Genomic DNA, 26,093 nt, shown 5'->3' on the forward strand with positions numbered 1-26,093 from the left:
TGTTGATCGTGATCACATAATAAGGATTGGGGCAGGCCGCTCCCCTATCCCTCGCGAATGAGGCTCGAAAGCCGGGAGAGCACCCGCTCCCGCGCATCATCCATCTTCGGGCGCGCGACCACCACGCCGCCCTCGATGTAGCGGGAGAGGAGTGGGACCCCGCCCTCCGGCGCGGGAGCGGCGAGGGGCAGCGTGACCCGCCGGCCGGCCATCTCATAGACCTGCTTTGCGCCGCTCCGCTTCCCCCGCTTCGCGTAGGGCCTTCCTTCTATCTCCACGATGTCCATCGCAAAGTCGATCACCGGCGCGTTCGCGATAGCCCCCCCGACCCCGAAGGCATCCGCGATGTCGCGGTAGGCCGCGACGTCCTCGCGCGACAATCCCCCGGAGAGGAAGATCTTCACGTTTGAATAGCCGTGAACGTCGAGCTCCCAGCGCACCTCTTCGACGATCGCCCGCATATCCCCCCGCCGCGACCGCGGCGTGTCCAGCCGGACGGCCGTCGCCCCGCATGCCGCCGCCCTGACCGCCTCTACCTTCTCGTCGTAGAAGGTGTCCGTGAGCATGATCCGCGGCACCTCCGGGCCCGCTCCCTGCGCAAACGCCCGCCAGGCGTCCTCCTGCCGCGGGTAGCACATCACGAAGGCGTGCGGCATCGTCCCGGCAAGCGGGATCCCCTCCGGCGCACAGGTGCTGCTCGCCCCGTCCACCCCGCCGATCCAGGCCGCCCGCTCGATCATCGCCGCGATCGCCGGGTGCTGCCGGCGCGACCCGAAGGAGTAGACCGGCCGGCCCTGCGCCGCGAGCCGGATGTGGGCCGCCGCCGACGCCACCCCCGACGCGTGGCAGAGGAAACCGAGAATCGCCGTCTCGTAGACCGCGAAGTCCCGGTAGCGCCCCGAGACCCGGAGGACCGGCTCGTTCTTCGCGAAGATGGCCCCCTCCGGCATCGCGTCCACGTCCACCGGCACCCCCTCCAGGAGCTCGACGACATCGGAGAGACCGCACAGGACCCCCCACGAGTCCGGGAGCGCCGCCGCCGTCACCTCCATCGTGACGTGCGGGTTGACCCCGTCCTGTGCCATGACGTCCCTGACCCGGCGGAAGTAGATGTCCGTGCACCGCCCATCCCGGATAGCGTCCTCGCCGACCAGCAGAAACCTGCCCATGCCAGATCCGGTCGTCGCCGGAGACGTAAACCCTTCCGGAGCGTGTCGCGGATAGATGGCATTTTCTCATCAGACGTCGACCCGATAGACTGAATGTCACACGGACAGGCGTATGCCCCGGCGGGGTGGATCTAGTGCTCGGGATCATCGGGGGCACGAGCCTCCTCTATGCCGACCTGCCGCCGCTCCGGATGCGGACCGTCGCCACCCCCTACGGGAAGGCGGAGGTCCGTGTCGGGGATTTCGCGCTCCTCATGCGTCACCAGCACAACCTCCCCCCGCACCGGATCAACTACCGGGCGTGCCTCGCGGCGCTCGCCATCCTCGGCGTGGACACGGTCGTCGCCTTCGGCTCCACCGGCTCCCTCCGGCCGGCAATCCGGCCGGGCTCGATCGTCATCCCGACGGATTACCTGAGCATCACCGATATCCCCTCCATCCACGAATGCACCATCGGCCACATCTGCCCCCGGTTGGACGCGGACCTCATCCGCACCCTCGGCGAACTCGTCTCCGATGCCCTGACGGGCGGGGTCTACGCCCAGACCCGGGGGCCGCGGCTCGAGACCGCCGCCGAGGTCAAGGCGCTTGCGAAGGTCGCGGATATCGTTGGGATGACCGTCGCAAGCGAGGCGACGCTCGCCATGGAGCTCGATATGCGGTTTGCCGCCGTCTGCACCGTGGACAACTACGCAAACGGCCTCGGGGAGGAAGCCCTGACCTTTGAGCAGGTGCTTGCAACCTCGCGGAAAAACGCCCGGAGGATGGAGAGCATTCTTGAGATAATCGTGGAGAACTGTGCATGAACGAATCAGACGACATCTTTACCGCCCGGGGATCGGTCCTGATCGCCGGCGCTATCATCGACGGATCGACCGTGGACATCGCGATCGACGAGACCGGCATGATCGCGGGGATCGGAAAGGACGCGAAGAAGACCATCGACGCCGATATCGTCATAGACGGCTCCGACCGGCTTGCTGTCCCGGGTCTCGTCAACACCCACACCCACGCCGCGATGACCCTTCTCCGCGGCTACGCGGACGATATGATCCTGCAGGACTGGCTCTCGCAGAAGATCTGGCCGCTTGAAGCCCATCTCACCGGGGACGACGTCTACGCCGGGACGAGACTCGCGTGCCTGGAGATGATCAAGAGCGGGACCGTCGCGTTCAACGACATGTACTTCTTCATGGACCGGGCCGCAGAGGCGGCCGACGAGATGGGGATGCGGGCGACGCTCGCCTACGGGTTCATCGACCTTTCCATCCCCGAGAAGCGCGAGGCTGAGATCAAGGCGACGGAAACCCTCGTCCGCCACATACAATCGCTCAACAACCCGCGGATCCGGGCGGCCGTCGGTCCCCACTCCGTCTACACCGTCTCCCCCGAAGGCCTCTCCTGGTGCGCCGAATATGCAAAAGATCAGGATATCGGCATCCACGTCCACCTCTCCGAGACCGAGAAAGAGGTCGTCGACTGCGTCGCCCAGTTCGGCAAACGCCCCGCGGCGCTCCTCGACGGGTGCGGATGCCTCACCCCCCGGACGGTCGCGGCACACTGCTGCTGGCTTGACGAGGCCGAGTGCCGGCTCCTCGGCCAGCGGGGCGTATCGGCCTCCCACAACCCGGCAAGCAACATGAAGCTCGCCGTCAACCGGGCGATGCCCTACCACTGGCTGAAAGCTTCCGGGGCGAACGTCTGCCTCGGCACCGACGGCTGCTCCTCGAACAACAACCTCGACATGCTTGAGGAGATGAAGTTCGCCGCCCTGCTCCAGAAGTTCGCCTGGAACTCGCCGACCCTTCTGCCCGCGGGCGAGGCCGTCACGATGGCAAGCGCGGCAGGCGCCCGGGCGCTCGGCACCGGCCCCGGCACCCTGACCGTGGGGGCGCCGGCCGATATCGTCCTCGTCGACGCCCGTGCGGTCTGCAACACCCCCCTCTACCACGCCGGCTCAAACCTGGTCTACGCCTGCAACGGCGACGCGGTCATGACCGTCCTCTGCCAGGGAAGGGTCCTGATGCACGAGCGGACGGTGCCGGGCGAGGAGGCGATCCTCGAGGGCGCCGCCGCCGCGGCGCGGTCGCTCGTCGGGCGCGCCGAAGAGGCCTCCTGACCCTTTTTTCACCCGGACGGCACGTCCAGCAGGTCCGCCACCGCCGTTATGGTCAGGTCGAACCGGTCCTCCGTCCCGGTCACGTTCTCCCAGGGCCGCCGGTAGACGGCCGAGAAGATGAAGGTCCCCGGCTGTTCGGGCACGAGCGTCCAGGTGCGGGTGCCGCCGGCGCCGACCACCCCTTCCGGCGTTGCGTTCGGCCGGTAGCGGTCGTCGGCGACGGTGAGCCCCGGTGAAGCCGTGGCGTTCCAGGAGTAGCCGGTGGACGGGTTCTCCGCAAGGCTGATCGCGACCTCGCTCTCCACCGGGACGGTGACGTTCTCTCCGTTCTGCTCGATGCCGAAGTCGTACGGGGTCCCGGCCGCATCTTCGAGCGTGAGGAGGAAGACGTTCCACTCCCCCGACCGGTTATCCGTCCAGACGATCCGGCTGCCCGAGACGTGCGGGAGGGACTGCCACGCGTCGTCACCGGTGACCTGCCGGGTCTCGCCGGCGGCAAGGTCGAAGAGGTAGATGTCGTCGGTGTCCCGGCCCGTGAAACTCTGCCAGACAATCAGGTCGCCGGAGATATCGGGAGAGGATGCCACCCCTGACGGGCCGCCGGGGATCCGCTCCTCCTCACCGGTGGCAAGATTGTGGACGACGAGCGAGCCGGAGCCGTCGCGGAACTCCGCCCAGACGATCCGGTCGCCGGCGACCGCGGGGAAGCCCTGCCGGACGCTGCCGTTCCCGAGCGGCACGGGTTCTCCCGCATCCCGGCTGACAAAGACGGTGAAGTTGTCCACCCAGACGATCGTCCCGCCCGATACGTCGGGGGAGACGACCAGGGGGTCGCCCTGCACCGGCCCGGACGAGATGCTGGCGACGCTGCTGTCCGTCAGGTTCATGGCCCGGATGCCGGCCTCCCTGTCGAGCCAGACGACCCGGTCGCCGTCGATCCCCGGGACGGCTCCGGCGGCGATCCGGACCTCTGTGCCGGCCGCGGTGTCATAGAGCCGGACCTCAGGCGCTCCCGACCGGTTATCCTCCCAGACGATACGGTCCCCGGAGATATCCGGCCAGAGCGGGACGGCGGTCCCGTTGGTGATCCGTGTCTCCGTCGCGGCGGGGATATCGTAGAGGTAGACATCGCTCCCGCCGTGCCGCTCGTCGACCCAGGCGATCCGGTCGCCGTCGATGGCGGCGAGGCCCTGGCCGCTCCCGTCCGGTGTCACCTGGACCGGCTCCCCGACCTCTGCCCCGCTCACGCCGACCAGCAGCATGGCCATACAGATACATCCGACATATAAGGATCCATGGTTCACGGGTTTTCCTCCCGGAGGGAAATGGGACATAGTATAAAAATAGTTTTATTTAAATCTACATATGCGATGCCCGGGTGGAGTCCGTCTGCGGCCGCGAGGCGGAACAACCTTCTATCGTGGCCGCCGCGACTCGCAGGGCACGCGGGTCTGGCAGAGGCCGCAGCTCGCGGCCGGGATGCCGATATCCCCCTCGACGAAGGGCATCATCGTCTCCCGGATGTACGCGAAGCACCGCTCCTTCTCGTGCCCCTCCGCCGAGATCGCGCCTGCGGGGCAGCGGCGGATGCAGGCGTCGCACCCCTGTTCGGAGAAGGAGAGGCAGTACTCAGTCCGGCTCTTGTACGGCCGCGGCGTTGTGGGAAGGTCTATCGCGGCCACGACCGATCCGAACCGCACCGCCTTGCCCCGCTCCGTGATCAGGCCGTCGCAGAGGCCGAAGGTGCCGAGGGCTGAAGCGTAGGCGGCGTGCCGCTCCGACCAGCGCGAGGCGATGCCGAACCGCTCCGAGGTCTCCCGCCCATAAGCCGGGAGCCTGACCGGGGCGACGGCCGGGTATCCGGCATCGACGAGCACCCGGACGAGACGGTCGCGGACACGGTCGTTCACCGCCTCCCCGTAGTGGCGCGCAAGGCTCCAGCGCCGCGAGGGAAGAGTCGTGCACGCACGGTGGTCGCGCCGTGTCGCGGCGGTCTGCGGCAGCGCCCAGACGACGACGGCGAGATCGGACGCCGCGACGTCTATCTCCGGAAACCCGGTACGGAGCGCCTCAAGGGGCGTCCAGTGAAACGGTCCGATCGTCTCCTGAAACTCGGCATACAGCGGATCGTCGCTGCGGGAGACGCCGATGAGGGGGCTGTCCCAGACGGGCTCCGCGCAATCCGGGCCGAGCCGGTTTACGTCCGGGTCGGTGAGGATTGAACGGATCTCCTCGAAGATCTCCCGGACGCCGAACGAGTCGTGCATGATAAGAAGACGTCGTGCGCGATAAAAAAAAGGTGGGAGGGATTACGCCGTCTCGATCTTCGACTCATCCTCAAGCCCGAGTTCCTCGATCGCCATCTCGCGCATCTTGAACTTCATGATCTTCCCCGAGACCGTCATCGGGAAGTCGTCGACGAACTTGACGTAGCGCGGGATCTTGAAGTGCGCGATCCGACCGCGGCAGAACTCTTTGACCTCCTCCTCGGTGAGGGGCGAGCCGTTCTCCAGCTTGATCCAGGCCATCAGCTCCTCGCCGTACTTCTGGTCCGGCACCCCGATCACGTAGGCATCAGCGACCAGGGGGTGGTTGTGGAGGAACTCCTCGATCTCACGCGGGTAGATGTTCTCCCCGCCGCGGATCACCATATCCTTCAGGCGCCCGACGATCTTGAGGTAATCCTCCTCGTCCATCGTCCCCAGGTCGCCGGTGTGGTTCCAGCCGTGCTCGTCGATCGTCGCCCGCGTGGCGTTGGGGTTGTTGTAGTAGCACCGCATCACGCAGTAGCCCCGGGCGCAGATCTCGCCGGTCTCTCCCCGGGGGACGATCTTCTTCGTGTGCGGGTCGACGATCTTGATCTCGGTGTGGGGGAAGGGCTTGCCGATGGTCGAGACCCGCCGCTCCAGGGGGTCGGCGGTCGTCGTCATCGTCACGCCGGGCGAGGTCTCCGTCTGCCCGTAGACGATCACGATCTCGGACATGTTCATCTTCTTGTTGACCTCCCGCATCACCTCGGTCGGGCAGGGCGACCCGGCCATGATCCCGGTGCGGAGCGTATCAAGCCGGTACTTCGGGAAGTCAGGATGGGAGAGTTCGGCAATGAACATCGTCGGCACCCCATGGAGCGCCGTGCACTTCTCGTCCTGGACGGCGCGCAAGACCGCTTCGGCGCTGAAGACCGGTGCCGGCAGGACCATCGCAGCGCCGTGGGTGACGCTCGCCATGTTCGAGAGGACCATCCCGAAACAGTGGTAGAACGGCACCGGGATGCAGAGCCGGTCCTTATGGGTGAACTTCATCCCCTCGCCGATGATGAAGCCGTTATTTAAGATGTTGTGGTGGGTCAGGACGACGCCCTTCGGGAACCCGGTGGTCCCGCTGGTATACTGGATGTTGACCGCGTCGTCGAAGTCGAGCGACGCCTCCCGCTCCCGGAGTTCGTCGGGGCTGATGAGTGCGGCTTTCGCGAGGAGGTCGTCCCAGGTGTACATCCCGTTGTAGGGAATGTCGCCGAGGAAGACGACGTTCTTCAAGAACGGGAACTTGTCGCTGTTGATCCGGCCCGGCTTCGCCTCGAACGCCTCCGGGCAGGACTCGTAGAACATCCCGACGTAGTCGGAGGTCTTGAACCGCCCCTGGATGAGGAGGGTCTGGACCTCGGACTGCTTCATGGCGTACTCGAACTCGTAGGTCCTGTAAGCCGGGTTGATGTTCACCATGATGGCGCCGATCTTTGCAGTGGCAAACTGGGTGAGCACCCATTCCGCGTAGTTCAGCGCCCATATGGCGACCCGGTCCCCACGCTCCACGTCGAGTGCCATGAGGGCGCGCGCCAGGGTGTTGACACGCTCAAGAAACTCCGCGTAGGTCCACCGGATCTCCTGGTGGACGGAGACGAGTGCGTCGCTATCTGGATGCGCCGTTGCGATTCGGTTCAGCATTTCACCGATGGTGATGCCGAGCAGGGGTATTTGCGAGTTCCCACACGCGTAACTGCCCTCGACCATTCTATATAAATGGGTGCCGGTATCGATATATGATTTCTGGTTTTTTCCGGCGTAACCCTTATACTGCATGGCGTCGACGGTATAGAGGATATGGGGTCGTGGCCTAGTCCGGAATGGCGACGGGCTCCAGCGGTCTTTGCACGTGATGAACAATGGGTCTCCTGATGAACGGATGATGACCCGTTGGAGCACTGATGCATGTCGGAGAGACCCGTCGATCGTGAGTTCAAATCTCACCGACCCCACATTCTTATGATCTTTTGCCGATACCGCAGGGTATTTTCTTCGTGATATCTCAGGTTAAGACCAGGAGGTCCCCGGCAGCCGTCACCGTTCATTCCGTCTTCTTCTCCTCCTCGGCGGCCGCTGCCCGGCGTCGGTCGGTCTCGCGGTAGGTGAGCGCCGATATGTCGCCGTCGCTCTCGATGTAGGCGATCCGGACCTCTTCGATACCGCCGATACCCCGTGCCCTGAGCCGCTCGACGAGGTCGTCATACGTCATCAGCTCCCGCCGGAGACTTTTTTCGATGACTTTCCCGTCCTCGATCACCTTCAGGGCTCCCGGCGAGACGATATTGCGGATCCGCTGGCTCTTGTACTGGCCGATGGAGACGAGAACGCTCAGGAGAAGAAGCGTCGAGGCGCTGACGAGCCCCGCAAGGAGAGAGTCGTCGCCTGCGGTGAGCGCCTCCGCGATGCTCTCGGATATGATCAGCAGGAGGATGAGGTCGAACGGCGTCAGCTGCCCGAACTCGTGCCTGCCGATGAGCCGCATGGCGAGCAGGAGGAAGAAGTAGATCACGGCCGCCCGGAAGACGAGCTCGAAGAGCGGTGTCTGGAGGACAAAGAGGTCCGACATGCTCGGCGTGAGAGCACAGGGATGGATTATACCTTTCGTCACCCGCAGATGCTCACTCCCGGGCAGGGGGCGCACCAGCCCGCCCTTCTCCAGAACGTTCCGCCCTTCTATTCTCGCCTCCTCGCAAAATGCCCGCTTACCGGGCGGGATCGGGAGGGGAACCGGGAGGTCTTTAATAGCTGTCTCACCAATATTCCTGCACTATCTGAGGGCATCCACATGTATCTCATCGGTGAAGCACTGGTTGGAGATGGCGCAGAACTTGCGCACATCGATCTGTTAATAGGAAACAAAGAGGGCGCCGTAGGGCAGGCGTTCGCGAACTCGATCTCGCAGCTCTCGAGGGGACACACGCCGCTCCTTGCGGTCATCAGGCCGAACCTGCCGACGAAGCCCTCGACGCTCGTCATCCCGAAGGTCACCTTAAAGAAGGGGTACCAGGTGAACCAGATGTTCGGGCCCGTCCAGGCCGCGGTGGCGAAGGCCGTCGCGGACTCAGTCGAGGAGGGCGTCTTTGAGGGGATCGACATCGAGGACACCGTCATCATGGCAAGTGTCTACCTCGACACCGCCGCGGAGGACTACAACAAGATCTACCGGTTCAACTACGGCGCGGTGAAACTCGCGCTCCGCCGGGCCCTCGACCGGTTCCCCGACGTCGAGACGCTCCTGCACGAGAAGGACCGGGCCGCCCACGCGGTCATGGGCTTCAAGGTCCAGCGCCTCTGGGACCCGCCCTACCTCCAGGTCGCTATGGACCTCGTGGACAAGAACCACATGAGGAGAGTCCTCGAGTCGCTGCCGCAGAACGACCACCTGATCATTGAGGCGGGCACGCCCCTGATCAAGAAGTTCGGGCTCTCGATCATATCCGAGATCCGCGAGATCCGGCCGAACGCGTTCATCGTGGCGGACTTAAAGACCCTCGACACGGGCAACCTTGAGGCCCGGATGACCGCCGACGCCGGCGCCGACGCCGTCGTCATCTCCGGCCTTGCCCCCCTCTCGACGATCGAGAAGGCGATCGAGGACACCCGGAAGACCGGGATCTACACGGTCGTCGATATGCTCAACGTCGAGGACCCCCGCGCCGTCGTCGAGCAGCTCAAGGTGAAGCCGGACGTCGTGGAACTCCACCGCGGCATCGACGTCGAGGAGACCACCCACGCCTGGGGCGACATCCCGGCGATCAAGAAGGCCGGCGGCGAGCGACTCCTGGTCGCAACGGCCGGCGGCATCCGGCAGGGCGTCGTGAAGGACGCGCTCAAGGCGGGCGCGGACATCCTGGTCGTCGGCCGGGCGATCACCGCGAGCAAGAACATCCAGCACGCGGCCGAAGAGTTCCTCGAGGAACTGAGCACCGAAGAGATCGACCAGTTCAGGATTATGACCGACTTTTAGGCGGTCATTACAACAATATACTCTCAACCCTATTTTCGTGTATGAACCATTTTGCCCTTGTCGTCTGACTACTCCCCGAACTATATCCGGCAGCTCATCCACCAGCTGCGGGATATCACGGTCTGGCTCAACGACGTTCAACCTCCCGGACCTCCAGTGGGAGTTTGTCCGGGGGTGGACGGACGCGAGGTTGATACAGGCCGCGCGAACCTGGAGAGGGGCAGGACGGCTCTCAACCGTCTTTCTGAACCTCAGCGCATTGGCAGGCGGCAGAAAAAATGATTCGTGCTTAAAATAACATCTTTTTCTTACTCATCCGTCTCTAGATCATATGGAGGACCCGATTGTTACATCAGACAGTTCGACGTAAGCGATATACACAGGGTACGCTGTGTCGATGAACTCTCGTTCATCCCAATCGGTATCTTCGTCCAGCAGATATCCCCATGAACCGTCATCGTGCTTAAAAATAACAGCCGTCTCATACATGTCTGTTCCTGGATCATATGAGAGAACCAGCCAGCAAGGGCCGTCGTCTGTTGGAGCATCATCGATGATATCCCCTGCTCGGTATTTCGGTGCATTTGCCGATGATGGGTCTGAAACTGCAGTGGGCTGTTGCACCGTCGGCTGGGGGGTTTCAGAGGCACTAACGGTATCGCTATTGAGAGTGCACCCACAGACCAACAGAAAGCCAACTAACAGCGCTAGTAATATGACAACTGGTTTCATACCATGAAAATCGTGTGCATGTTTATTTAAATATAACTTAATTGCACAGCGCACGCCCTCTTTGCTCTGGTAAAAATATCACTTTTTAAGAGCGTACGTCCTACAGGGATCGATCTGCAGCGGCGCCGGACCCTCGACACCATCGGGCGGCACGCGCGGGGCTGTGGCCCTCTCCGTGAGCGTGGGTGTGCTGGTGGTCGCGTCTAGGTGTGGGTGCTACTGTGGTTTGCCCGACACCGATGAAGACGACCCGGCACGCAAGTGGGCCACCGTCGGCGAGGTTCTAATGACCGAAAATCTACAGAGTAGTTCCGCATCATGACCGACTTCTCAGTCAGTCGAGACCTTTTTCCGGCAAAAATTGCCCGGCGGCGCGGAGACCGAAGCCGTCCCGAAGAATAAGTTAATGTGAACAAAACGGCAACGAATAACCATGTTCTCTCCCGGAGCGGGCACGGACGGGTATCGGCGGCTGAACCGGAAGTGCCTCCTCTCGATGTACTTCGGCCACGCCATCTCCTACGCGATCCTCCTCGGGGCGTTCGTCCTCGTCGAGATCTATGCGCAGGGGTTCCTCGGCCCCAACTACGATCTCGTCCGGTACGCCTTCATCGCGGTCCTCGCCATCGTCCTGGCCTACATGATAGTCTCCCCGCCGGTCTTCTACGCCCGCTACCGCTACCGGATCACCGAAGACCGGATCGACGTGCGCTGCGGGATCCTCTTCATCCGCCACATCCTGGTGCCGATCGAGCGGGTGCACCAGGTGGAGGTCTCCCGGGGCCCGATCAACAGCATGCTCGGCCTCGCCGACGTCACGATAACCACCGCCGGCGGCGTGGCGACGCTCAACTACCTCGAAGCCGAAGAGGCGGAGAAGGTGGCCGAACTGCTGGACAGTCTGGTCGGAAGGATGCTCAAGGAGCGCGTGCCGGGGCCGGGGGTGCCGGCAACGGAGCCCACGGGTGACTGATGCAGGGGACTGAGATGATCGCGCCCGGCGAGAGGGTGAGGTGCCACCCGAGCGTCATCGTCGAGAACTCGCTCTCCGTCGTAGTCCTCGTCGCGCTCCTCGTTACGCGGTTTGAGACGACGGCAGTGGCGGGCGTGCTTGCGGCCGCCGTCGTCGCGCTGTTGCTCTTCAACTACCGGCAGTGGAAGCTAACGACCATCCGGTTCGGCGAGACTGAGATCGTGGTGGAGAGGGACACCCTCTTCAAGATGAAGAAGACCCTCCCCTACGCGAAGATCGCGGCGGTCAACGTGAACCGGGGTATCGTAAATCGGCTCTTCGGGACATCGAAGTTGCAGATCAACATCAACTCGGGCAGCAGCGCGACGGTCCCGGAGGCGGTCCTGACGTTCCGCGAGGATACGGCGGACGAACTGCGGTCGGCGATCCTGGAACGCCTCCACGATGGGGAGGTCGTGCCGGACGAGGACGAGCCGGCGGAGTCCCTCGTCTCGTTCTCCCCGGCGGACGTGGTCGTCCACGGCCTCTTCAGCGTCCCGACGTACCAGACCACCTTCGGCTCGGTCTTTCTCGCCTACTCGATTGTTGAACTCTACACCTCTGCGGGTGCGGGATTCAGGGGGGACGGCAGAGCGCTCGTCTCGCTGCTGATCTTCGTCGCCCTCCAGGTAGCGCCGGCGGTCTCGCTCATCTTCCGCTACTACAACTACCGGGTCTACCGCCGGGGGGAGACGATCTACCTCCAGCACGGCTTCTTCAGAACCTACAAAACATCATTTGACGTCTCACGGGTCAACGCCGTCCGCGTCAAGAGCACGCTTGCGGCCCGGCTCCTGCACCGGTCGTGGATCGAGGCCGAGGTGGTGGGGCTCGCGTCCGGGACCGGGGAGAGTCTCCGCCCCGTCCTCTGCCTCTTAAAGGACGACGCGACGCAGCAGAGGCTCCTCCGCGAGCTGGTGCCGGAGTTCGTCTACGATCGGAACCCGGAGCGGCAGCCGGAAGGGGCGAGGAGCATGCTCCTTATCCGAGCCGCGGCGGCCTCTCTCGCGCTCGCTCTGGCGATGGCCTACCCGTCGCTCCGGGTTTACCACGAGGCCGCGGATCTCGCCGGGACCGCCGGCACGGTCCTCCCCTGGGTGCTGCCGCTCGCCACGCTCCTCGGGGTCCTCGCGATCTTCTACGCGACGCGGGTCTCCTGCCGGATCACGGAGTTCGACGCCGGCAAGGACCTCTTTACGTTTGTGAACGGCGCTGTGGACCGCGAGACCGTGGTGATGAACTACGACAAGGTCCAGACGGTCCAGGTCGAGCGGGGCCCGGTCGCCGGGTTTTTTGGTGTGGCCCGGGCGAGGGTGTATCTCCTCTCCTCGACCGGCGGTGCAAGCATCTCGTCGGGGTATTTTTCCGGGAGCCGGCTCGGCGTCATAGGCGAGACCGTGATGGAGCGGATCGCGAGCGGGGAGTATGATTGGCAGAAGAATAGTGTCTGAGCGGGGTGAGGGGATTCCCTAATGCAACCGGCTTCTTGACAACCCAGAGCCAGCCATCACCAAGCGTGATGCTGTGATTGCCGGGGATGATGCAGTGTCTCTCCGACCTCATTCATGGTCGCCCTGTAAATCGCCTGCCTGAAGTATCTTTAGTTTCTTCACAGTGCCTGGATCTTTCCGACAAAGTAATAGGCAATTTTCGCGGCATCACCGATATCAACCGCACCGTTACCATTGAAATCAGCAGCAGGATCCGCCGCCACCTTCCCGACGACCATGTAGGCTACCTTCGAGACATCACCGATGTCCAAGACGCCATTTCCATTAAAATCAACCATTACAACTGCAAAAGTCAAGGCTGGCCAGTAGTCCGATACTTCTTGATTTTCATTTTCTACCTGAATTCCGCTCCATGTGTAGTTCCCCGGCGGCGCATACGGAGAGATGGTGTAACTTCTCTGGTAACTCCAGTTTTGCGGGGAGATCTCGGTGAAGCGTGCTCCATATCCACCTCCAAAGATGTTACCCTTGGGGCCATCCAGCCGAGAGCTTAACCAGTTTACAGGAGATACCGAGTTTGCAGTCACATTGAGTGTTACGATCCCGCCGCCGACGAATTTATACGGGTCAAGTTCCGCTGACGTAATAACAGGAATGTCGTTATTACACTGATTGTATACTTGGAAGGTTAGTGGGATCCAGGTTTGTGAAGATTCCTGATTTTGGTTCTCCACCTGGATCCCGCTCCACGTATAGTTTCCAGACGGTGCATATGGTGAGATTGAATAACTTTCCTGGTAACTCCAGTTGCCTGAAGAAATCTCAGTGAAATGGATTCCATACCCCCCTCCAAAGATGCTGCCTTTGGGGCCATCCAACCGAGAGCTCAGCCAGCTCACCGGGGATTTTGAGCGCGCAGTCACATTGAGTACTACTGTCCCGCCATCGTGGAACTCATACTGGTTTAGTTCGGCAGATACTATTACGGGGATGTCGTTGTCAAACGTGTTTTGGACACTAAACGTCATAGCCGACCAATAGTCCGATGCCTCTTGATTCTCGTTTTCTACTTGGATCCCACTCCATGTGTAGTTCCCCGATGGGGCATATGGGGAGAGGGTGTAACTTCTCTGGTAATTCCAGTTGTGCGGGGAGATTTCGGTGAAACGAGCCCCGCTTCCGCCTCCAAAGATGTTGCCCTTGGGGCCGTCCAGTCGAGAACTCAGCCAGTTTACAGGAGATACCGAATATGCAGTTACATTGAGTATCACAGTTCCCCCATCCGCAAATTCTTCTTGATTTAGGGTGGCCGAGATAATTACAGGTTTATCGGTACCCGGACCCGGAGGTGGCGTTGGTGTTGCAGTTGGGGTCACTACTGTCAACGTCGGCGTAGGCGTTATTTCGCCGTTCTCGCGGTTATCAACACAAACAGTAATTGTTTCCGGCCAGTAATCCGACAGTTGGTCTATCTCATCCATGACACGGATGTTTGAAAACCTATACTCTCCGGAAGGAGCTAACGGCGATACGACATACCGAACATGACCGGTCCAGTTGGTTCCTGATTGGATGATGTCATGGAATCCACTCCCCCAAGCGCCCATAGGGGTGGATCTCGAGTAGAACCCTTGCGTCACCCTGGCATCAGCGGTTCCCGAAATGGTAATGTGAACCTCACCACCATTGATAATCGTCTCATTTCCAACAACAACCGATTTAATGACCGGCCTTCCTACCGTCTGAGAATTGTTTACAGTAACAGTGACTATTTCCGGCCAGTAATCTGACTGTTGCTCTATTTCATCCATGACACGGATGTTTGAAAACTTATACTCTCCAGACGGAGCCTGTGGCGATATGGTATATCGGATATGGCCAGTCCAGTTTGTCCCTGATTGGATAATATCATGGAACCCACATCCCCAAGCACCCGTGGGGTTGGATCGCGAGTAGAACCCTTGCGTCACCCTGGCATCAGCGGTTCCCAATACGGTAATTTCAATCTCACCGCCGTCAATGATTGTACCATTATTAACGGTGACAGATGCGACGACTGGCTTCCCTACCGACTGAGAGTTATTTACGATAACAACAACTGTTTCTGGCCAGTTATCTGACTGTTGCTCTATCTCGTCCATGACACGGATATTTGAAAACTTATACTCTCCAGACGGGGCCTGTGGCGATACGGTATATCGAATATGACCAGTCCAGTTGGTTCCTGATTGGATGATGTCATGGAACCCACATCCCCAAGCACCCATGGGGTTGGATCGCGAGTAGAACCCTTGCGTCACCCTGGCATCAGCGGTACCTGAGACAGTGATGTGAATCTCGCCACCATCGGTGATCGTATCATTCTCTATGACCACCGAGGTGATTATAGGTTTTTCTACAGCAGAAACGGGAATAACCACAAAAAAGAGAACCAAAAGCAAAAGCAACACTTTGGAGCTTACCAATCGCAGAACCATCATACCTATCCGACAATTGAGTGATTGTTCACTACTGCAGGTTAAGTTTTTGCATTGTCAGCGTTGAGGGAAACGGCTTTTTCGAAAGATTGATTTCGCTGACATCTGATTTTGCCGGGAAGAGCAAAAATAATCGAGAAATACCCCGACTCTTCAGTTGTGCGTGAGCCCGGAATACTTATTCACTGTGCTGGTGATGTGCTTCGTGTTCTGTGAGTGCAGAGTGCTCCCGAATTGAGGGGTAAGGTGTGAAATCAACTTCCGCATGAGGAGGTATATCGTACATCAGGAGAATCATCAGTGTACCTTGGTGATACCGGCGATCAGAAACTGCAAGGATGGATACTCATCAACAACGGGGATAGGCCCCACCATCGACCACTGGGAGGGATCGAAGAGGCGTCCAATGAGTGTCGTGATTTGCCGAGGTGAATACTCTTGAAACGTAGTGAATGTAATCACCTGCCCGACGGAAGCATCCCGAGCGAGAAGAGAACGTAGTCGTTCGATCTGTTCGGGATATCGGTCTTTTTTATTAGCGTCCTGCCCCGAAACGAACGATTTTAACTCTATAAGTGTTCGGCCCCCTTCACCGGAGCAGACAAGGTCGGCTTTGTAACGGGTGCCGGGATAGGTATAATCAGGGGAAACGGTTTTGTAATCAATCCCCAGTTCCACGAGGATCGGAACCAGTTCGACACGAAACCAGGATTCAAAAGAAGCCTGCGTTGTGCAGAGAAACCGGGCGGAGGTACAGGTGCTGACGTGTTTCGAGATGCCCTGCGCCAAGGTATTGAGATCAAGAGTCATAAGCGAAGATCAATTCACCCGCCTTTAAATATAACGAAACTGATTGTTGACTGATCGCGATGGAGCCGTCACCAATTGAGTATAAGCCCACGAGCCCGGTTCTCTTTCTGGGGATCTGCTCGTTGAATAAATCACCCCTATCTAACGACGAGCCGTACCAGAAGGAGCAATCGATCGCAGCTTGGCTCAAAGATCCCCAGAAAGAGAACCTTCTGTATCAGACAAGGAAAGCGTCTTTCGAACTCATATTCCAGGGAGATCTTGAGAATTACGGAATTCCACTCGCAAAACATCCCCTGAACAGGGATCTCCGCCGGGGGGCGGACTTCAACGGTACGGCTCGCGCTAAGTATCTGCCTGCAATCGACCGATATACCGGAAGGTTCTACGGTGGAAAGGGTAATGATGGAAGGATCTATGATCTCAAGACGAGTCTGAACGGATCTTCACACCATCTTTTGATCATCTCGGGGCTCTATGGCCTGCTCCGCCCCCAAGAACAGATTCAACTCTATGAATCGCCTCTTGAGGACCTCCCGGAAATTCAAGCGATCTGGAAAGAAGGCAATAGGCTCACCAGACTCCTTTCCGCTTATATTAAAGCGCGCGGAGTACGCTTGGTCGTGGATATGACCGGACAGCGGGCATATCATGAGATGATTGATTGGCCGGCGATTTATGCATTACCGGGGGTGCGGGTGCTCCATGCAATGGCGAATATCGGTCCTGGGGAGGATCAGATCAAGACATTCGGAGCAGCACTCTGTGACCCGCTTTTACGTATGCCAGCATCGGAGTTACTTACGCTTCCGGACTCATGGGAGCTCGAAGCGCATCATCTGATGCTTCGAAGCATCCCGTCACCACCGAAAGGGGAGGACTGGCCACGTGAACCGAGTGAACTCGAAATGGTACTCGCAGATATGCGACAGGGGCTGGAGATGTTCTCAAAGAATGTGGAGGAGGACTATGAGAGATTATTCGGCCACGATAAGGCACGGGTACTTATTGAAGAGGTTCGACAACATAAATCACCTTGGAACGTGGCGATCAACTCTAACCTCATCAAGGATATTAACCAGTTCAATGATCCCAATGTGAAAAAGAGTCTCTTTGCCGATCTGGTCTCATTAATAACGACATTTCCGATTTCTAGAAAGGGAAAAGACATCACAGAACTCCGAAACGGGCGATTTGGAGATTATCTTGGGTGGCGCATTCGGATCAATAAATATCGACTCATATTCTTCACCAATGAAGGTGGCCGCCAGCTCTATCTTCACAGTTTTGATAAAAAGCACGAAGATGAGGAAACATATGATTTATCAAAACTTGCTGCAAGGAAGATACGTGCATTTTTCCTTCGTATTGAGGAATAACTGAAATGATATCCATTTTTGCCACTGCTCAGACTCGATGTTGGCATCCCGGAGTGCCGCCACGGTGCTGTGGATCTCAACGCCACGGTGAGCGCAATGTTAATACCCACAAACCGTAGTGGTCGGACCGGGAATGAGACTCATACAAATTGTGGGCGTGCTCATCGGCGCCTTTATTGCATCTCTTGGTCTGCTCTGGTTTCTCCAGGGCATGGCAATTATCCAGATGCGTCCGATACTCTGTGTCGCGAATTGCGAACCTATCGTGGGCGGATCCCCGTTATGGGCAGCAGCCGGGGTGGTTGCTTTCGTTGTCGGGGTTGTTGTCGCTCTTTTCGGTGCGAGGCGCAGCGGGACATAATCGAACCCCCGGCGACTTCCCTCCAGCGACTGCGGCGCCCGCTACCGGGCTTGTGTCGAAGCCGGGGGCGGTCTATCCGAAAGGGATAATGCATTCCCTGTGGTATGACTCTCATGGAGGAGTCCGGTGCACCCCATTATCCGCGAGAAGATCCCTGAGATTGCCCGCATCGCGGCACGTCACCGCGTGAAACGGCTCGGGGTCTTCGGCTCGGCGACGGGCGACTGGTTCGACCCGGCATCGAGCGACATCGACTTCGTTGTCGAGTTCGAGCCGATGGTCCCGGTGGAACATGCACGGGCTTACTTTAGCCTCGCCGAGGACCTGGCCCGGGCCTTCGGCCGCGAGGTCGATCTCGTTGAATTGTCTGCGGTGCGAAACCCGTTCTTCCGCCGGGCGGTGGAGGAGACCTGCAGGGAAGTCTATGCCGTCGCGTGAGGCGCAGATGTTCCTCCAGGATATTGTTGTGTCAGGTCCAGTGGCCTCATTTTATGCAGTTCCTTGGGGTGCTGGGACTATTCTAAGGCGAGAAGCACATCGTCAAATTGGGGAGAGCATGGTTTGTTAAGTTCCAAGATCATCTCCAAATAATGCTGATTTATATAACAATTTTTAATACGGGTCTGTGTCAATTGAGCGTTGTGGAGAGACTTCTATGACGCATTCCAATATCGCTAAAATCGAAGAGACTATATTGTCACTTTTGCCCGATGAAGATTACAGAAGGGCTTGTTTGTCCTTATTCGTTGAATCGCTCCTTGAAGCTAACTCATATGGGCGTAATAAATGGGGTGTATACTGTTATAGTGAAGGTGTTCGACTCTTGGTCGGCAGCCTGATCGTCTGCACCGTCCACAAAAACGGGTTATGGTTGTCTCTTGACAAACAGTTATTGAATGAGATGAAGGATAAACAGGATATATTAGAAGAATGCAAAGCATGGCACTGGGACAATGGCGATTGGTCTGAGTATAAGAAAATTCCATCAAAAAATGGCTATTATATTCCGTCCAGTAGGGATCTGGATATCTGGCCACTTTTACGCGATTTACACTTTGAGTACATAAAAAAAGCTGCAAATAAATACGACCTGTTGAGGATTGACAGCCAGAAAAAGCATAGTCCTGAATTGTTAGTTTATTTGAGTAATGAGCTTGACCAAAGTATTCCTCGTCCAGATTACGGCGATAAGCCTGAAAACAATGCCTTGAAAGATTTTGAAGAGTGTAAAGACACCTATGAAGATCTGCCTAAGACACAACGTGAATCAATAATACTGAGCCGCATTGGTCAGGGAGCATTCCGTTCAGGTCTGGTAAATTATTGGGGAACATGTGCCGTCACAGGGTGTAGTTTAACCAGGTTATTAAGGGCATCTCATATCAAGCCCTGGAGAGATTCGGATAATGCAGAACGCCTGGACATCTACAATGGTTTATTACTTATTCCCAACTTAGACAGTGCTTTCGATCTAGGATATATCAGTTTTGATAATGAAGGAAAAATAATCATTAGTGATAAATTAAGTGAAAATGACCGGAATGAACTTGGTATTCACCCGGGTATGAACTTAAGAAATATAGAGAAGAACCACGTTAGGTATTTAAACTATCATAGGCGGGAAATATTCAGAGATACTTAAATGAGGTCTTAGATCCCCCGTAATTTTTGGGACCTGCTTGCGGATTTAAGCCATTAATAATCTCCCTCACGTCCACACTACAAGTTGCCTAAAAGCCTCTGCCGGGAGCGGACTACTCACTCGAAATTCTTCGAGTTTCTTCATCTCCTGCCAGTTGCCCTCTCAGATGCTCCTGTTGCCGATAGGAACAATGAAGTCTCTCGCGAAGAGCGCGAAAAGAGCGTGTTAACAACCCAGGTTGCCTTCGCGTAAGGTGGTAATCTGGGATGATTTTGGGAAGGGTGATTCGCACAGCCCCCGGTTATTACTTCGATTCAATGGAAGTCAATGATATAATCTCTGATAGGGAGTTCTACAGAGCCAGAAGATTGTGATGTAGGGGTCCCGGCCCTCACGCCCTCTCTTCCACCCGGATCTTCAGCCCCTCGTTGTCGACCTTCGTGGCGATCGCGACCCGGAGGCCGGCCTTTGCCAGGATCGCCGCCACTTCCTCCTCCGGCCGGCCGGTGATGACCGCGATGGACGGGCCGACCGAACTCATGCCGACGAACTCGAGGCCGGCGTCCCGGAGCGCCGCCATGTAGCGGTAGATCTCGAAGCCGTGGTGCTCCACCTCGGCCCGCTTCGAGCCGCGGAACTCGATCTCCCAGATGACGTCGCCGATCTTCTCGAGATCCCCGCGCTCCAGTGCCGGGATGAGGTCCATCAGGATGAGGTAGGACTTCAGCTCGCGGTCGCGGTAGTCCAGGGTCCGGGCCTTGTTCATCAGCAGGTCGAACTCCTTCTCCCCCGCCGACGAGACATCGGAGGTCGGGATGGCGATGTAGACCCGCTTGCCCTCGGCAAACGCGTGCCGGTAGACGAGGGTCAGCTCGTCCCCCATCACCGCCATCCCGCCGTGGGTGCTCGCGGCGGGGCCGACACCGGTCTCGAACCCGAACGCGACGTTCCCGGCATCCGTCTCCTCGACGAAGTTGCTGCCGAGGAGGAGGCGGAGCTGGTCGCTCGTTAGCGGCGAGCCCACGGCGGTGTTGAGGGCGTTTGCGACCGCAATCAGGATGGTGCTCGTGGACCCGAGCCCGACGTGCTCGTACATGTGGTCGCGTGCAGAGATCTTAAAACCGCCCTCATAACCGACAACCTGCCGGAAGGCCTCCACGAAGTGGCGGAGGATCGGTTCGCGGGAGTAGTCGATCTCGATGCCTGAGGCCGTGCACGTGACCTCGGCGGTGCAGTAGACACCGATGGCAAACCCGATCCCGCCTCCCCCGGGGTGGTCCGGGGAGAACCGGTTCATGTCGAGCACGGTGAGATGAATCCTCGCCGGGGCGCGGACAACGACGGTGCCGGCAACCGGCGCGAGCGGGTAGTCCTTCTGGAGGCCGCACGGTCGGATATGCTCGCCGGGGGAGAAGGAGGTGAACTCGTACTCGACGAGGTCTAAGTCCCCTCCGCGGATCTTCATAATGGGCATGATGTCACTTCGTTTCAGCGTGTGCGGTCAAAGAAGATATCCTTTCCAGCAGCCCGGAGCGGGATGCCGTAGGCGACGCCGCATCCATCCAGCCACCCGAGCGAGAGCGCGCCGACGCCGACCGAGTACATGACCCGGTTGTCGACGTTGTGGATGCTCGCAGTCTTTACCGCGGAGCCGACCGCGATCCCGAGATCGGCCATCCGGACGGCGCAGTTCGGGCCCCCAAACGGCGTGGTCCGCACCCCTCCCTCGCGCTGTGCATCAAGCATCTCTGCACAGGTGGAATAGCCGCACGCGCCGCAGTCGAGGCCCACGGCATCGTTTAAGAGCGATCCGATGAGGAAACAGGCGTCGCTTGCCGCGACGTTAGCCGCGTCACGGAGAAAGAACCCCAGGTTATGCCGCTCGCCGAACCTCCGCATCGCCTCCGCGAGGACCGTCTTCCCTTCGCCGGTGACGATCCTCGTCCGGATGACGTCGGTGCCCCGGGCTTTCGGGGCGGTGCGCGCCGAGAGAGCCATTAACTTCGCGACGGTCTCCACGGCGTCTGATTCGATACCCATGAGAGTACGTGGCACCGGCCCAAGATAAGAGTATGCCCGGCCGGAGGCAGCGATACATTTTTCCGGGAACCCCGCCGAAGAGCCGGGTTGTCATGGCAACGGAGAAGAATCTCGAGTCGGCCACATTCGGCGCAGGATGTTTCTGGGGCGTCGAGGAGACGTTCCGGCACGTGCCGGGTGTCGTGGATACGGCGGTGGGGTTCATGGGGGGCACCACCGCAAACCCATCCTACGAGGGCGTCTGCACCGGGAGGACCGGGCACGCAGAGGTCGTGCAGGTGACCTACGACCCCGGCGTGGTCTCGTACCGGGCGCTCCTCGACGTCTTCTGGAACGCCCACGACCCGACCACCCCGAACCGGCAGGGCCCCGATATCGGGGCGCAGTACCGGTCGGTGATCTTCTACCACACCCCGGAGCAGGAGAAAGAGGCACGGGCGTCGAAGGAGGAGGCGGACCGCTCGGGCAGGTTCCGGCGCCCCATCGTCACCGCGATCGAACCCGCGGGGACGTTCTGGCGGGCCGAGGAGTACCACCAGCAGTTCTTCGCGAAGCGCGGCGGCGGGCAGTGCCGGACGCTGTGGTAGGAGGACGGGCTCTCCCACGCCTCACTCCGGGGGCGCACACCCCGGACAATCCCGTGTACGGCTTCCCAGTGGACATCGCCATTGGGGGAGGGGCCGACGGGGAGGGGGGAGCATCCCCCCTCCCCTGTCTCTACCCTGTAAGGCTATGCCTGTGCCCCCCACCCCGCCCGGCCTCCGGCCTCCTCCCCCGGCCCCAAGGGGCGGGGGCAGTACGTGGCGATATCCCCACGAAATCCGTGCATCGAGGTAAGCGATCTCCTAGGAATGATAGGTGACTAGCCGAAGGGTAGGAGCAGGAGAAGATCGAAGGTGCGACGTTCCGGCAGCAATGTTTAGAAAAATGGGCTTTGTTGAAACCCTCTTCCGGAGGGTGAATAATCTCCAGATACACCTATCTCCCGACGCACGCGAAGGCGCGAAGAACGCGAAGTCTGAATGAGTATTAACTGTCTCCCTTCGCGACTTCGCGGCTTCGCGTGAGACCCGCATCGTCCATCCCTATCGGCGACCGAGCGTTATCCAGAGGTTGTGGAAGCATTTCAACAGGGCCGAAAAATGCACTCATGGCCGGATGCAGGGCAGGCACCGCTAAATCGGCACCAACCCCCCCTTCACTCTTTCTGCGCCGGAACCCCGGTCTTGAACCCGACGCCCTCGAACGAGGCGACCATCCGGTCGCCCGAGTAGACCTCGACGGCATAGAGCGAGGTCCTCTCCGTCTCAGAGACCTTGCGGGCGACCGCTTCGAGCGTCTCTCCTGCAGGCACGGAGAGGTACTGGACATACGCCGAGAGCCCTATCTGGTCCTCCCCGCCAAGGTTCCCGGCGATACCGAAGGCGTGGTCCGCGAGGGCGAAGATCGCGCCCCCGTGGGTCGTGCCGTGACCGTTCTCCATCCCCGCAGTCGGCATGGAGACCCGGACGCGATCGTCCTCGATCGCCGTCACCCTCATCCCGAGGCGGCGTGCAAACGGGCAGGCATCGGACCGGCGCACCACATCGCCATAGGCTTCCGGGATGGAACCGGTCTGCTTCATGGAACTATTTATACTCCCGCTGCGTGTAGGTGGCGTTGCCGGCCTCGCCGCCGCGCAGAACGATATACAGCCATTCCGATATCGACTTGAGCGTCCCGAACTGCTGGTAGCGCCGCATCGAGAACCCGACTTTCAGGCCCGGGTCGAGGTAGACCTTCCCGAGTTTCCGCATCCTCTGGGCTATCTCGAGGTCGTCCCCGGCATCGATGCAGCGATACATCCCCGCCCGGGCGAACGCCTCCCGGTCGAAGGCCGTGTTGCACCCGAGCGTGAAGTAGATCGTCCGGGTGTGGTAGCCCAGGCGCGAGAAGGTGTTTGCGCCGAGGAGCGAGAGGTGGTTCCGGATGCCCCCCTCGATCGGGTAGACCGTGCCGTAGAGCTGCACGATCTTCTTCTCCGCAAAGTTCCTCCCGATCCGCTCCACCCAGTCATGGGGGAGGATACAGTCGGCGTCCGTCGTCGCGACGATATCGCCGCTGGCCGCCATCGCCCCGTCGTTTCGCGCCCCGCCCACCCGCTTGCTCGTCTGGACAAAGACCCTGTCCGCGAGCGGCTCGGCCAGTTCCCGGGTCCGGTCCTTTGAGTTCCCGTCGACGACGATGATCTCGTAGGAATCCCTCGGCACCGTCTGGTCGGCAAGAGACTGCAGGCAGCGCTCGATATTCTGCTCCTCGTTATAGGTCGGAACGACCACGGAGATCATCCCTCGATCAACTCCCGGTATAGTTGTTGATGTCGTTTTGCTATAAGCGTGATGTCGTATCTCTCCGTCGAAGCACGAGCCCTCGCGGCGCAGCGCTTCAGGGCCGCGTCGTCGGCGAGGAGGCCCTGCGCCTCATCGACCTCCCGGAAGAAGAGGACCGAGTCCCCGAAGATCTCCTGGAACTCGAAGATGTCCCGGGCGATCACCGGGAGGCCCGCCGAGAGGGCTTCGACGATCACGAGGCCGAAGGTCTCCGCGTGCGAGGGCATGAAGAAGATGTCCGCCCCGCTGTATGCCCGGGATATATCTTCGATGACGCCGGTGAAGATGACGTTCTTGTGGGACTGGGTCTTGAGCATCTGGATCTTCGCGTAGTCCTTCGAGAACGTCCCGTAGGGGAACCCGCCCACCCAGACCCAGGTCATCTCCGGGTGCAGGTCGGCAAGCGCCAGGAAATCGTAGATCCCCTTCCGGGGTGTCTGCTGGCCGACGGAGAGGACCACTCTCTGGCCGTGGTCGATCCCGTACTCGTCGCGGAACTCCTTTCGCTTCTTCTTGTCCCGCTTGAAGTACGCCCGGTCGATGCCGTTCGGAATGAGAGTCTTCGGGACATCGGGGACGAGCTGGTCGGTCTCCCGGTGGCAGGGTTCCGATATCGTGATGATGTGGTCGAACTGCCGGTAGATCTTCGGGTATACCGTATTTATCCTCTTTGAGAAGGCGACATTCCCTTCGTTCAACCGGGGGGTCGAGTGGGCGGTCAGGACTTTTACGCCCTCGGTGAACTTCAGGTGGTACATCGCCCAGGGCCCGAAGGTGTGGTAGTGGGTCAGGTCGAAGTCACCGTGATACAGGTTGCGGGAGACCTCCATACCGGGGAGCAGGGCGAGGTGGTTATGCAGCGTCCGTGCCGCCGTTGCGCACCCGATGTAGCGCAGGAAGCGGAAGTCCTCGACGAATATGTTGACCTTCATCCATTTGTCCCCACGAAGTCGATCGCGCTCCTGATGCAGCCGTCCATGTTGAGGTACTCGAACTGCGAGAACCGCCCGACAAGGTCGATCCCCCGCTCCCGGCAGAACTCACGAACGATCGCGACGTTCGTGAGATACCCGGTATCGTAGACGACGTAGGCAAACTTCTGCCGCGCGACGCCGGTGTAGACGACGTTTTCCCGTGAAGGGATGATCCCGGCCGCGATGAGAGAGCCCACAGTATGCTCGATCACCGCATCGTCCGTCATCTGTGATACCGTGTCGCCGTCGTTGTAGGTGATCTCGGCGAGGATCGAGGAGTGACCGGCCGGGGCGACCGCCGTGCTGTAGTTCGAGGGGAACGATATCCGGTTGAAGAGCCCGGTCGCCGGGTCGGGGACGTAGAGCCACGATATATCGGGGACGTCACCGGAGAGACCGATGAAGACCGAACAGAGCGAGTTGTAGCGGAGGGCGTCGCAGGCCGCCTGCACCCCGGCCGGGACGTCGGCAAGGCAGGGGAGCAGGTTCTGGAGCGGGATCGTCGATATCAGCCGTTCGGCATGGACGGTCTTTCTGCCGTCGCTGACGGCAAACCCCCCGCTCTCCTCGCGGATGGAGCGGACCGCAAAGTTGGTCCGGACGGCGGGGAGGACCGGTTCGGCAATCGCATGGACCAGGGCCTCGATACCGCCTGTCACCGGGTAGGAGAAGACCGCCTGGTGGACGTAGCCCTCGGTCTCGATACCCACGGCCGACCGGATGATATCCTCGACCGGCGGCCGGGGGATGCGCCCCTCCACCCAGTGGTGCGACATCCGTCTGGCCGGAAAGTTCCAGATCTTTTCGTTGTAGGGGAGCATGTAGGACTCGGCGATCCCCCGGCCGAAGGTGTAATTAATCCATTCGGCAAAGTTTTCCGGCGGGGGGACCTCGCCCTTCTCGACGGCGATGAGGTTCTTGACGAACTCGTTGATGCAGAAGAAGCGGTCTTCGTCAGGGAGTTGATAGAGGCCGTTCTCGAAGGGGTATTTGACGTAGCGACCTTTATAGAGGATCTTCGTGTTCCGCTTCCGACGATCGGCGTTCCCGCCGAGGACCGAGAGCATGAAGGAGAGGACTTCGGTGTCGCGGGAGAAGATGATGTGCGAGCCCCCGAGATCAAACGTGAACCCAGCATCCGTGATCGATCGGCAGAGCCCTCCGATCGTCGTATCCCGTTCGAGTACGGTCACGTCCTCGCCCTGTTCGTGGAGCAGGCGGGCCAGCGTAATCCCGGTAAGACCGCCACCCAGTACCGCCGATTTCACATTCATACTGTTTACTGCCG

23 protein-coding genes and 1 tRNA gene are annotated in these 26,093 nt (G+C 59.8%); 10 read left to right on the plus strand and 14 right to left on the minus strand.

Annotated features, from left to right (window positions below):
* Nucleotides 1-44 precede the first annotated feature (44 nt).
* Complete coding sequence (locus BRA49_RS11380; protein ID WP_292386204.1) at nucleotides 45-1,169, minus strand: nicotinate phosphoribosyltransferase; 1,125 nt, start codon at nucleotides 1,167-1,169, stop codon at nucleotides 45-47.
* A gap of 134 nt (nucleotides 1,170-1,303) precedes the next feature.
* Between BRA49_RS11380 and BRA49_RS11385 the strand changes: the two genes are divergently transcribed.
* Both BRA49_RS11385 and BRA49_RS11390 read left to right on the plus strand, forming a co-directional pair.
* A complete protein-coding gene (locus BRA49_RS11385; protein WP_292386205.1) occupies nucleotides 1,304-1,975 on the plus strand; it encodes an MTAP family purine nucleoside phosphorylase in 672 nt (223 codons plus the stop codon).
* Nucleotides 1,972-3,288, plus strand: a complete 1,317-nt coding sequence (locus tag BRA49_RS11390) for an amidohydrolase (protein WP_292386206.1) — start codon at nucleotides 1,972-1,974, stop codon at nucleotides 3,286-3,288. Before BRA49_RS11385 ends, BRA49_RS11390 begins: the two co-directional genes overlap by 4 nt.
* 8 nt (nucleotides 3,289-3,296) lie before the next feature.
* Here the strand turns inward: BRA49_RS11390 and BRA49_RS11395 are convergent, their stop codons facing one another.
* The 3 genes from BRA49_RS11395 to BRA49_RS11405 all read right to left on the minus strand — a co-directional run bounded on the left by BRA49_RS11395 (nucleotide 3,297) and on the right by BRA49_RS11405 (nucleotide 7,298).
* A complete protein-coding gene (locus tag BRA49_RS11395) occupies nucleotides 3,297-4,556 on the minus strand; it encodes a protease inhibitor I42 family protein (protein WP_292386207.1) in 1,260 nt (419 codons plus the stop codon).
* A 147-nt stretch (nucleotides 4,557-4,703) separates the two neighbouring features.
* The gene (locus BRA49_RS11400) at nucleotides 4,704-5,555 is read right to left on the minus strand and encodes a 4Fe-4S ferredoxin (protein WP_292386208.1); all 852 of its coding nucleotides are present in this window, start codon (nucleotides 5,553-5,555) and stop codon (nucleotides 4,704-4,706) included.
* 42 nt (nucleotides 5,556-5,597) lie between these two features.
* Nucleotides 5,598-7,298 carry an AMP-binding protein gene (locus BRA49_RS11405; RefSeq protein ID WP_292386209.1) on the minus strand — a complete coding sequence of 567 codons (1,701 nt, stop codon included), beginning with the start codon at nucleotides 7,296-7,298 and terminating at the stop codon, nucleotides 5,598-5,600.
* Between the two features lie 92 nt (nucleotides 7,299-7,390).
* Here BRA49_RS11405 and BRA49_RS11410 point away from each other — a divergent pair.
* Nucleotides 7,391-7,543, plus strand: a tRNA-Trp gene (locus BRA49_RS11410).
* Between the two features lie 89 nt (nucleotides 7,544-7,632).
* Here the strand turns inward: BRA49_RS11410 and BRA49_RS11415 are convergent.
* On the minus strand, nucleotides 7,633-8,157 hold the full coding sequence (locus tag BRA49_RS11415; RefSeq protein WP_292386211.1) for a DUF421 domain-containing protein: 525 nt from the start codon (nucleotides 8,155-8,157) through the stop codon (nucleotides 7,633-7,635).
* 219 nt (nucleotides 8,158-8,376) lie between these two features.
* On the opposite strand from BRA49_RS11415, the gene BRA49_RS11420 reads away from it, so the two are divergent.
* Nucleotides 8,377-9,558, plus strand: a complete 1,182-nt coding sequence (locus BRA49_RS11420) for a bifunctional 5,6,7,8-tetrahydromethanopterin hydro-lyase/3-hexulose-6-phosphate synthase (protein ID WP_292386277.1) — start codon at nucleotides 8,377-8,379, stop codon at nucleotides 9,556-9,558.
* 327 nt (nucleotides 9,559-9,885) lie between these two features.
* On the opposite strand, the gene BRA49_RS11425 is transcribed toward BRA49_RS11420, so the two are convergent.
* The gene (locus BRA49_RS11425; RefSeq protein WP_292386212.1) at nucleotides 9,886-10,290 is read right to left on the minus strand and encodes a hypothetical protein; all 405 of its coding nucleotides are present in this window, start codon (nucleotides 10,288-10,290) and stop codon (nucleotides 9,886-9,888) included.
* Nucleotides 10,291-10,723: 433 nt separating this feature from the next.
* Here BRA49_RS11425 and BRA49_RS11430 point away from each other — a divergent pair, with 433 nt between their 5' ends.
* Nucleotides 10,724-11,263: a PH domain-containing protein gene (locus tag BRA49_RS11430; RefSeq protein WP_292386213.1), complete on the plus strand. Its 540-nt coding sequence runs from the start codon at nucleotides 10,724-10,726 to the stop codon at nucleotides 11,261-11,263.
* Nucleotides 11,263-12,753, plus strand: coding sequence for a PH domain-containing protein (locus tag BRA49_RS11435; RefSeq protein WP_292386214.1), 1,491 nt, complete (start codon nucleotides 11,263-11,265; stop codon nucleotides 12,751-12,753). The genes BRA49_RS11430 and BRA49_RS11435 overlap by 1 nt, the downstream gene beginning before the upstream one ends.
* A 158-nt stretch (nucleotides 12,754-12,911) precedes the next feature.
* On the opposite strand, the gene BRA49_RS11440 is transcribed toward BRA49_RS11435, so the two are convergent.
* Both BRA49_RS11440 and BRA49_RS11445 read right to left on the minus strand, forming a co-directional pair.
* Nucleotides 12,912-15,233, minus strand: coding sequence for a dockerin type I repeat-containing protein (locus tag BRA49_RS11440; protein ID WP_292386215.1), 2,322 nt, complete (start codon nucleotides 15,231-15,233; stop codon nucleotides 12,912-12,914).
* Between the two features lie 294 nt (nucleotides 15,234-15,527).
* A complete protein-coding gene (locus BRA49_RS11445) occupies nucleotides 15,528-16,040 on the minus strand; it encodes a hypothetical protein (protein WP_292386216.1) in 513 nt (170 codons plus the stop codon).
* Between the two features lie 59 nt (nucleotides 16,041-16,099).
* On the opposite strand from BRA49_RS11445, the gene yaaA reads away from it, so the two are divergent.
* The 3 genes from yaaA (at nucleotide 16,100) to BRA49_RS11460 (ending at nucleotide 19,422) form a co-directional block, all read left to right on the plus strand.
* Nucleotides 16,100-17,419, plus strand: coding sequence for a peroxide stress protein YaaA (gene yaaA / locus BRA49_RS11450; RefSeq protein WP_292386217.1), 1,320 nt, complete (start codon nucleotides 16,100-16,102; stop codon nucleotides 17,417-17,419).
* A gap of 487 nt (nucleotides 17,420-17,906) precedes the next feature.
* On the plus strand, nucleotides 17,907-18,218 hold the full coding sequence (locus BRA49_RS11455) for a nucleotidyltransferase family protein (protein WP_292386218.1): 312 nt from the start codon (nucleotides 17,907-17,909) through the stop codon (nucleotides 18,216-18,218).
* Between the two features lie 217 nt (nucleotides 18,219-18,435).
* The gene (locus BRA49_RS11460; RefSeq protein ID WP_292386219.1) at nucleotides 18,436-19,422 is read left to right on the plus strand and encodes an HNH endonuclease; all 987 of its coding nucleotides are present in this window, start codon (nucleotides 18,436-18,438) and stop codon (nucleotides 19,420-19,422) included.
* Nucleotides 19,423-19,813: 391 nt separating this feature from the next.
* Here BRA49_RS11460 and BRA49_RS11465 read toward each other — a convergent pair whose 3' ends face one another.
* Both BRA49_RS11465 and BRA49_RS11470 read right to left on the minus strand, forming a co-directional pair.
* Nucleotides 19,814-20,896 (minus strand): GHMP kinase, encoded by a 1,083-nt coding sequence (locus tag BRA49_RS11465; RefSeq protein ID WP_292386220.1) that lies wholly within the window; start codon nucleotides 20,894-20,896, stop codon nucleotides 19,814-19,816.
* A 14-nt stretch (nucleotides 20,897-20,910) separates the two neighbouring features.
* Complete coding sequence (locus BRA49_RS11470; protein WP_292386221.1) at nucleotides 20,911-21,462, minus strand: ferredoxin domain-containing protein; 552 nt, start codon at nucleotides 21,460-21,462, stop codon at nucleotides 20,911-20,913.
* A gap of 92 nt (nucleotides 21,463-21,554) precedes the next feature.
* On the opposite strand from BRA49_RS11470, the gene msrA reads away from it, so the two are divergent.
* Entirely contained in the window at nucleotides 21,555-22,049 is a 495-nt protein-coding gene (msrA, locus tag BRA49_RS11475; protein WP_292386222.1) for a peptide-methionine (S)-S-oxide reductase MsrA, read from the plus strand.
* A 611-nt stretch (nucleotides 22,050-22,660) separates the two neighbouring features.
* Here the strand turns inward: msrA and BRA49_RS11480 are convergent.
* Genes BRA49_RS11480 through BRA49_RS11495 form a run of 4 tightly spaced genes read right to left on the minus strand, consistent with a single transcriptional unit; the run spans nucleotide 22,661 to nucleotide 26,079 of the window.
* Complete coding sequence (locus BRA49_RS11480; protein ID WP_292386223.1) at nucleotides 22,661-23,086, minus strand: PaaI family thioesterase; 426 nt, start codon at nucleotides 23,084-23,086, stop codon at nucleotides 22,661-22,663.
* A 4-nt stretch (nucleotides 23,087-23,090) separates the two neighbouring features.
* Nucleotides 23,091-23,789, minus strand: a complete 699-nt coding sequence (locus BRA49_RS11485) for a glycosyltransferase (RefSeq protein ID WP_292386224.1) — start codon at nucleotides 23,787-23,789, stop codon at nucleotides 23,091-23,093.
* Complete coding sequence (locus BRA49_RS11490; protein ID WP_292386225.1) at nucleotides 23,786-24,763, minus strand: glycosyltransferase family 4 protein; 978 nt, start codon at nucleotides 24,761-24,763, stop codon at nucleotides 23,786-23,788. The genes BRA49_RS11485 and BRA49_RS11490 overlap by 4 nt, the downstream gene beginning before the upstream one ends.
* On the minus strand, nucleotides 24,760-26,079 hold the full coding sequence (locus tag BRA49_RS11495; RefSeq protein ID WP_292386226.1) for a protoporphyrinogen/coproporphyrinogen oxidase: 1,320 nt from the start codon (nucleotides 26,077-26,079) through the stop codon (nucleotides 24,760-24,762). The genes BRA49_RS11490 and BRA49_RS11495 overlap by 4 nt, the downstream gene beginning before the upstream one ends.
* Nucleotides 26,080-26,093 lie beyond the last annotated feature (14 nt).

This window comes from Methanoculleus sp. UBA430 (assembly GCF_002506585.1).
Classification (GTDB): Archaea; Halobacteriota; Methanomicrobia; order Methanomicrobiales; family Methanoculleaceae; genus Methanoculleus.